At 64.3% G+C, this 6888-nt stretch carries 6 protein-coding genes; all 6 read right to left on the bottom strand.

Annotation, left to right across the window (positions count from 1 at the left end; translation table 11 throughout):
• Positions 1-147 precede the first annotated feature (147 nt).
• The 6 genes from glpK to D6860_RS16560 all read right to left on the bottom strand — a co-directional run bounded on the left by glpK (position 148) and on the right by D6860_RS16560 (position 6875).
• On the bottom strand, positions 148-1644 hold the full coding sequence (glpK, locus tag D6860_RS16585; RefSeq protein WP_076625782.1) for a glycerol kinase GlpK: 1497 nt from the start codon (positions 1642-1644) through the stop codon (positions 148-150).
• Positions 1645-1742: 98 nt separating this feature from the next.
• Positions 1743-3458 (bottom strand): ABC transporter substrate-binding protein, encoded by a 1716-nt coding sequence (locus D6860_RS16580; RefSeq protein WP_076625781.1) that lies wholly within the window; start codon positions 3456-3458, stop codon positions 1743-1745.
• Between the two features lie 62 nt (positions 3459-3520).
• Positions 3521-3796 carry a DUF2160 domain-containing protein gene (locus D6860_RS16575; RefSeq protein WP_076625780.1) on the bottom strand — a complete coding sequence of 92 codons (276 nt, stop codon included), beginning with the start codon at positions 3794-3796 and terminating at the stop codon, positions 3521-3523.
• 218 nt (positions 3797-4014) lie between these two features.
• Positions 4015-4878, bottom strand: coding sequence for a carbohydrate ABC transporter permease (locus D6860_RS16570; RefSeq protein ID WP_179949499.1), 864 nt, complete (start codon positions 4876-4878; stop codon positions 4015-4017).
• 1 nt (position 4879) lies between these two features.
• Entirely contained in the window at positions 4880-5749 is an 870-nt protein-coding gene (locus D6860_RS16565; RefSeq protein ID WP_076625779.1) for a carbohydrate ABC transporter permease, read from the bottom strand.
• 52 nt (positions 5750-5801) lie between these two features.
• A complete protein-coding gene (locus tag D6860_RS16560; protein WP_076625778.1) occupies positions 5802-6875 on the bottom strand; it encodes an ABC transporter ATP-binding protein in 1074 nt (357 codons plus the stop codon).
• Positions 6876-6888: the final 13 nt, after the last annotated feature.

The raw sequence follows: 6888 nt of genomic DNA, 5'->3' as shown, positions 1-6888 counted from the left end.
GCGTAGGATTCTGCCCCCTCCGGCATCAGACCCCAGTCTTCCTGACTGTCGCGGGCGCGGGGACGTCCGAAGCCTCGCCCCCCCCCTGCTCCGGCATGATGCGGTCTGTATGCAGGAGGGCGGAAGTGTCCCAAGAATGTTCCGCGTTCAGGCCGACAGCGTCGCCGTGACCGCGCGCAGCCATGCGGCGTGCCGCGCTTCGCGCCGCTCTGCGGGCATTGCCGCTTCGAACCGGCGGTCCAGCGCCCAATCCGCGGCGAAGGCCGCCTGATCTGGGTAAAGCCCCGCGCGGGCCCCTGCCAGCCATGCTGCCCCCATCGCAGTGGTTTCCACCACCTTCGGGCGATCCACCGGCGCGCCGATGATGTCACTGAGAAACTGCATCGCAAAATCCGAGTGGCTCATCCCACCGTCCACCCGCAACGAGGCGACAGGCGTTTCCGACATACCTTGGGCCATGTCGGCGCGCATTGCATCCAGCAGGTCCCGGGTCTGGAACCCGACGCTTTCCAACGCCGCGCGGGCAAATTCCGCAGGCCCCGAGGCGCGGGTCAGGCCAAACACCGCCCCGCGACATTCTGCGTTCCAATAGGGCGCGCCCAGCCCGGTGAAGGCGGGGACGAGGATCAGCTTCTGATCGGGATCCGCCGTTTCCGCGAGCCCTTGCGTTTCCTCCGCGTGGCGGATCACCTTCAGCCCGTCGCGCAGCCATTGCACCACCGCGCCCGCAATAAAGATCGACCCTTCAAGGGCGTAGGTGGGCCGGCCCTCCAGCTGGTAGGCGATGGTGGTAAGCAGGCGGTGGCGTGACCGCACGGCGACGTCGCCGGTATTGATCAGGGCAAAGCACCCGGTCCCATAGGTCGATTTCAACATGCCCGGCTGGAAACAGGCCTGTCCTACGGCGGCGGCCTGCTGGTCGCCCGCGATGCCCAGGATCGGGATTGGCCGACCGAAAAGATCGGGCCGGGTGTCGCCGAAATCAGCGGCGCAGTCGTGGACCTCGGGCAGCATCGAGGCGGGGATCCCGAGCCGCGCGCAGATTGTCGTGGACCAGCGCCCTTTGTGAATGTCGTAAAGCATGGTGCGCGCGGCGTTCGTGGCATCCGTCGCATGAACGCGCCCGCCGGTCAGGTTCCACACCAGCCAGCTGTCGACGGTGCCGAAAATCAGGTCTCCGGCCTCGGCGCGCGCACGGGCCCCCTCGACATTGTCGAGGATCCACTTGATCTTGGTGGCGGAAAAATACGGGTCGAGCAGCAACCCGGTGCGGTCGGTCACCGTGTCCTCGAACGCTTCGTCACGCAGGCGGCGGCACATTTCGGCGGTGCGGCGGTCCTGCCAGACGATCGCGTTGTAGACCGGCTGGCCGGTGGTACGGTCCCAGACCAGCGTCGTTTCGCGCTGGTTGGTGATGCCAATGGCGGCAATCTCGGCCCCGCCCGCGCGGCCCTTTTCGACGGCGGCGCGGCAGGTGGCGGCGGTGGTGGACCACAGGTCGGACGGGTCGTGTTCGACCCAGCCTGACGATGGAAAATACTGCGGGAATTCCTCCTGCGCCGAGGCGGTCACGCGCATCTGCTCGTCAAAGAGGATGGCGCGGCTGGAGGTGGTGCCCTGGTCGATGGCGAGGATATGGCGCATGGCAAGCCTTTCCCGTGGGGCGGAGGGCCCCGGGTCGTGTTCAGCAATGTCGGAAGGGAGGGGACGCCGGGGCCAGCACATGGCCCCGGCGGGCTGGCTTACTGCCAGCTCTTGATCAGTTCGTCATAGGAGATGGTCTTGGGCTCTTCATCCTCGTTGTCGAGCTTCGCCTTGGGCGAGCCTTCCTGCGACAGCCAGTACTCCGGGTCCTGCTCCTCGTTGAGCTTGGGGCCGATGTCGCCCTGGATGCCAGCGCGCTCGAGGCGCTGCATCACGCGCTCCTGGTCCTCGCAAAGCGCGTCGAGCGCTTCCTGCGGGGTCTTGGCGCCGGACATGGCGTCACCAATGTTCTGCCACCACAGCTGCGCCAGCTTGGGGTAATCGGGAACGTTGGTGCCGGTCGGCGACCACTGCACCCGCGCGGGCGAGCGGTAGAATTCCACGAGGCCGCCCAGCACCGGCGCACGCTCGGTGAAGCTCTCGTGGTTGATCGAGCTGTCGCGGATGAAGGTCAGGCCCACGTGGGATTTCTTCACGTCCACGGTCTTCGACGTGACGAACTGCGCATAGAGCCAGGCGGCCTTGGCGCGGTCCTCGGGGGTGGATTTCATCAGCGTCCAAGACCCCACGTCCTGGTAGCCGATCTTGGTGCCTTCCTCCCAGTAGACGCCGTGCGGCGAGGGGGCCATGCGCCATTTCGGCGTGCCGTCTTCGTTCATCACCGGCAGGCCGGGCTTGACCGTGTCGGCGGTGAAGGCGGTGTACCAGAACATCTGCTGCGCCACGTTGCCCTGCGCCGGGATCGGGCCTGCCTCGGAGAAGGTCATGCCCGCCGCCGCCGGGGGCGTGTATTTCTCCAGCCACTCGATGGCCTTGGTCACGGCATAGACGGCTGCGGGGCCGTTGGTCGCGCCACCCCGGGTCACGCAGGACCCCACGGGCTGCGAGTTCTCGTTGACGCGGATGCCCCATTCGTCGACCGGCAGGCCGTTCGGCTCGCCCTTCGATCCGGCACCGGCCATGGACAGCCACGCATCGGTGTAGCGCCAGCCAAGGCTTGGGTCCTTCTTGCCGTAATCCATGTTGCCATAGACCTCGGTGTCGATGCCCATGTGCGACAGGTCGCGCCCGGTGAAGAATTCCGCGATGTCCTCGTAGGCGGACCAGTTCACCGGCACGCCCAGATCGTAGCCGTAAGCCTCGCGGAAATCGGCCTGGTTCTTCTCGTCGTTGAACCAGTCGTAGCGGAACCAGTAGAGGTTCGCGAACTGCTGGGTCGGCAGCTGGTAGAGCTTGCCATCGGGGGCCGAGGTGAAATCGGTGCCGATGAAATCGTCGAGGTCCAGCGTCGGCGAGGTCACGTCCGCGCCCTCGTTCGCCATCCAGTCGGTCAGGTTGCGCACCTGCTGGTAGCGCCAGTGGGTGCCGATCAGGTCCGAGTCATTCACATAGGCGTCGTAGATGTTCTCGCCCGACTGCATCTGGGTCTGGAGTTTCTCGACCACATCGCCCTCGCCGATGAGGTCGTGGGTGAGGTTGATGCCAGTGATCTCCGAGAACGCCTTGGCCAGGACCTGGCTTTCGTATTCATGTGTAGTGATGGTTTCCGAGACAACCTTGATGTCCATGCCGCGGAACTGCTCGGCCGCGTCGATGAACCACTGCATCTCGGCTTCCTGCTCTTCGCGGGTCAGCGCGGACTGATCGCCGATCTCGGCATCGAGGAAGGCTTTCGCCGCCTCCATGTCGGCGAAGGCGGCGGTGCCCAGCAGGGTCATCGCCAGTGCCATCGCGGTGGTGTTTCTGAAGTTCATGGTTCTCCTCCCATTTCGAACCTAGTGTTGGATGCCGCCTTTTCGGGACGGCGCATGCATCGTCAGACCCAGCGGAAGACCGCGGCGGCGTAGACGAGACAGACGGCCATCGCCCAGGGCTGGGTGTCGGCGCCGACAAGCCCCAGCCAGGCGAGGTTGATGAAGGCGCTGCCAAGCAGCGTGACGAAGAGCCGGTCGCCGCGCGTGGTCTCGGTGCGCAGGATGCCGACGCGCGGCGTTTCGGGGAATTTCACCGCGAGCACGGTGAAGATCACCAGCAGCAGCGCGATGGTTGCGAAGAAGGCCGCCGTGGGCCAGGTCCATGCCATCCAGTCCATTGGTCAGGCGCTCCTTTTTCCTATTTCGGGCAGGTGCGCGATGTAGACCACCTCGCGCACCCGGCACGACTGCGCCAAGCCCGACCTCCCCCCCGGGAGGGCTTTCGTTGGAACAGCCCCGGCTTGCGCGGCTGTGATGCTTTGGAGTGCATGGGCCGAGAATGCGTTTCGGCCCACCCGAGGTCGGGCTTGGCGCAGTCGCGCCTCCCACAGACGCATCACACCCTCCCGAGGGCAAAGCCCTTGGCGATGTAGTTGCGGACGAAGTAGATCACCAGCGCGCCGGGGATGATGGTCAGGATGCCTGCCGCAGCCAGAAGCCCCCAGTCGATGCCGGAGGCGCCCTGCGTCCGGGTCATGATCGCGGCGATGGGTTTCGCATCCACCGTGGTCAGGGTGCGTGACAGCAGCAGCTCCACCCAGGAGAACATGAAGCAGAAGAAGGCCGCGACCCCGATGCCGCTGGCGATCAGCGGGGTGAAGATCTTGATGAAGAAGCCGCCGAAGCTGTAGCCGTCGATATAGGCGGTCTCGTCGATTTCCTTGGGGACGCCGCGCATGAAGCCTTCGAGGATCCACACCGCCAGCGGCACGTTGAACAGGCAATGCGCCAGTGCCACCGCGATATGGGTGTCGAAGAGACCCACCGAGGAATAAAGCTGGAAGAAGGGCAAGGCAAACACGGCGGGCGGCGCCATGCGGTTGGTCAGCAGCCAGAAGAACAGGTGCTTGTCACCGAGGAAGTGATAGCGGCTGAAGGCATAGGCCGCCGGCAGCGCCACCGCGAGGCTGATCACCGTGTTCATCACCACGTAGATCAGCGAGTTGACGTAACCCATGTACCAGCTCGCATCGGTGAAGATGGTCACGTAGTTCTGGAAGGTCAGATCGCGTGGGAACAGGGTGAAATCGCCCAGGATCTCGGCATTGGTCTTGAGGCTCATGTTCAGCAGCCAGTAGATCGGCAGCAAGAGGAACAGCAGGTAGAGCGTCATCACCACGGCGCGGGAATTGACCCGGAGGCGGGGGCGCGTGTTGCTGCCCCCCGCGGTGAGCTTTTCGGGGATGGTGGCGTCGGTCATCTTACATCCCCTTTTTGTCGAGGTTGGTCATCACGGTGTAGAACACCCAGGAAATCGCGAGGATCACCAGGAAGTACATCAGCGAGAAGGCGGCGGCGGGGCCGAGGTCGAACTGCCCGAGCGCCATCTTCACGAGGTCGATCGACAGCAGCGTGGTGGCATTGCCGGGACCGCCTCCGGTGACGACGAAAGGCTCGGTGTAGATCATGAAGCTGTCCATGAAGCGCAGCAGGATGGCGATCATCAGAACACCCATCATCTTGGGCAGCTCGATATAGCGGAACACCTTCCAGCGGCTGGCCTGGTCGATCCGCGCGGCCTGGTAATAGGCGTCGGGAATGGATTTCAGCCCGGCAAAGGCGAGCAGAGCGACCAGCGAGGTCCAGTGCCAGACATCCATGACGATGATCGTCACCCAGGCGTCGACGATGTTCTGGGTGTAGTTGTAGTCGATCCCCAGCTTGGCCAGCGTGTAGCCCAGCAGGCCGATGTCCACCCGCCCGAAGATCTGCCAGATGGTGCCGACCACGTTCCACGGGATCAGCAGCGGCAGCGACATCATCACCAGCACGAAGCTGGACCAGAAGCCCTTCTTGGGCATGTTGAGCGCGACAAAGATGCCCAGCGGGATCTCGATGGCGAGGATGATCGCCGAGAAGGTCAGCTGGCGGCGCAGCGCGTTCCAGATGCGCTCGTCGTTCAGCATCTCCTCGAACCATTCGAGACCGGCCCAAAAGAACTGGTTGTTCCCGAACGTGTCCTGCACGGAATAGTTCACCACCGTCATCAGCGGGATCACCGCCGAGAAGGCCACCAGCACCAGCACCGGCAGCACGAGGAACCACGCCTTGTTGTTCTGTGTCTTGTTCATTGTTTCCTCCCCCGGAGTGTTTTGTGGGGGTCTCTTTCGGACCCCTTCGTGCTCAGGCGGCGCCCGGCACCCTCCAGTCGTTGGCGTAGACGTTGACATGCGCCGGATCGAAGGTGACGCGGGTCATATCGGGCGAGATGCTGTCATCCTCTCCGGCGATGATGTTCAGCTCCTGCCCGAAGAAATCGGCGCGCACGATCTTGTGGCGGCCCACGTCCTCGACGCGGCGGATGTTGACCGGCAGGCCCTCGTCACGGCTGAGGCGGGCGAATTCAGGGCGCACGCCGATCTCGACCTTGCCCGACAGGTCGGTGTAGCCGCGGGTCAGCGCGATCTGGCTACCATTCACATGCGCGACATTGCCCTCGATCTGAGCGGGGATGACGTTCATCCCCGGCGAGCCGATGAAATAGCCGACGAAGGTATGCTCGGGCCGCTCGAACAGCTCCTCGGGCGTGCCAATCTGCACCACGCGGCCGTCATACATCACGACGACCTTGTCGGCGAAGGTAAGCGCCTCGGTCTGGTCGTGGGTGACGTAGATCATCGTGTGACCGAACTCGTGGTGAAGCTGCTTGAGCTGGGTGCGCAGCTCCCATTTCATATGCGGGTCAATCACCGTCAGCGGCTCGTCGAAGAGCAGCGCGTTGACGTCCTTGCGCACCATGCCGCGCCCGAGGCTGATCTTCTGCTTCTCGTCCGCACCAAGCCCGCGCGCCTTGCGCTTGAGCATGTGCTCCACGCCGATCATCCTGGCGATCTCGTTCACCTGCTCGGCCACGTAAGCCTCGTCGCGGCCCCGGTTGCGGAGGGGAAAGGCGAGATTGTCGTGTACCGTCATGGTGTCGTAGACGACCGGGAACTGGAAGACCTGCGCAATGTTGCGCTCGGCGGTGGGGGCGTGGGTCACGTCCTTGCCGTCGAACAGGATGCGCCCCTGCGACGGGTGCAGCAGGCCGGAGATGATGTTCAGCAGCGTGGACTTGCCGCAACCGGACGAGCCGAGAAGCGCATAGGCCTCGCCGTCGATCCAGTCGTGGTTCAGCTCCTTGAGCGCGAAATCGTCCTCGGACGTCGGCTGCGGCTTGTAGCTGTGCGCGAGGTTGTCGAGCGTGATGCGTGCCATGATCAGCCCCCCC

Origin of the sequence: Salipiger sp. D13 (genome assembly GCF_003703915.1) — a bacterium.
Classification (GTDB): Bacteria; Pseudomonadota; Alphaproteobacteria; order Rhodobacterales; family Rhodobacteraceae; genus Salipiger; species Salipiger profundus.
Note: the sequence above shows the minus strand (reverse complement) of the source record. Positions and strands in the feature narration are given on the sequence as shown.

What these genes read in the sequence shown, in the direction of transcription:
- glpK (WP_076625782.1), bottom strand. Translation starts at nt 1,644, where the DNA reads ATGCGCCATATCCTCGCCATCGACCAGGGCACCACCTCCAGCCGCGCC.
- D6860_RS16580 (WP_076625781.1), bottom strand. Translation starts at nt 3,458, where the DNA reads ATGAACTTCAGAAACACCACCGCGATGGCACTGGCGATGACCCTGCTG.
- D6860_RS16575 (WP_076625780.1), bottom strand. Translation starts at nt 3,796, where the DNA reads ATGGACTGGATGGCATGGACCTGGCCCACGGCGGCCTTCTTCGCAACC.
- D6860_RS16570 (WP_179949499.1), bottom strand. Translation starts at nt 4,878, where the DNA reads ATGACCGACGCCACCATCCCCGAAAAGCTCACCGCGGGGGGCAGCAAC.
- D6860_RS16565 (WP_076625779.1), bottom strand. Translation starts at nt 5,749, where the DNA reads ATGAACAAGACACAGAACAACAAGGCGTGGTTCCTCGTGCTGCCGGTG.
- D6860_RS16560 (WP_076625778.1), bottom strand. Translation starts at nt 6,875, where the DNA reads ATGGCACGCATCACGCTCGACAACCTCGCGCACAGCTACAAGCCGCAG.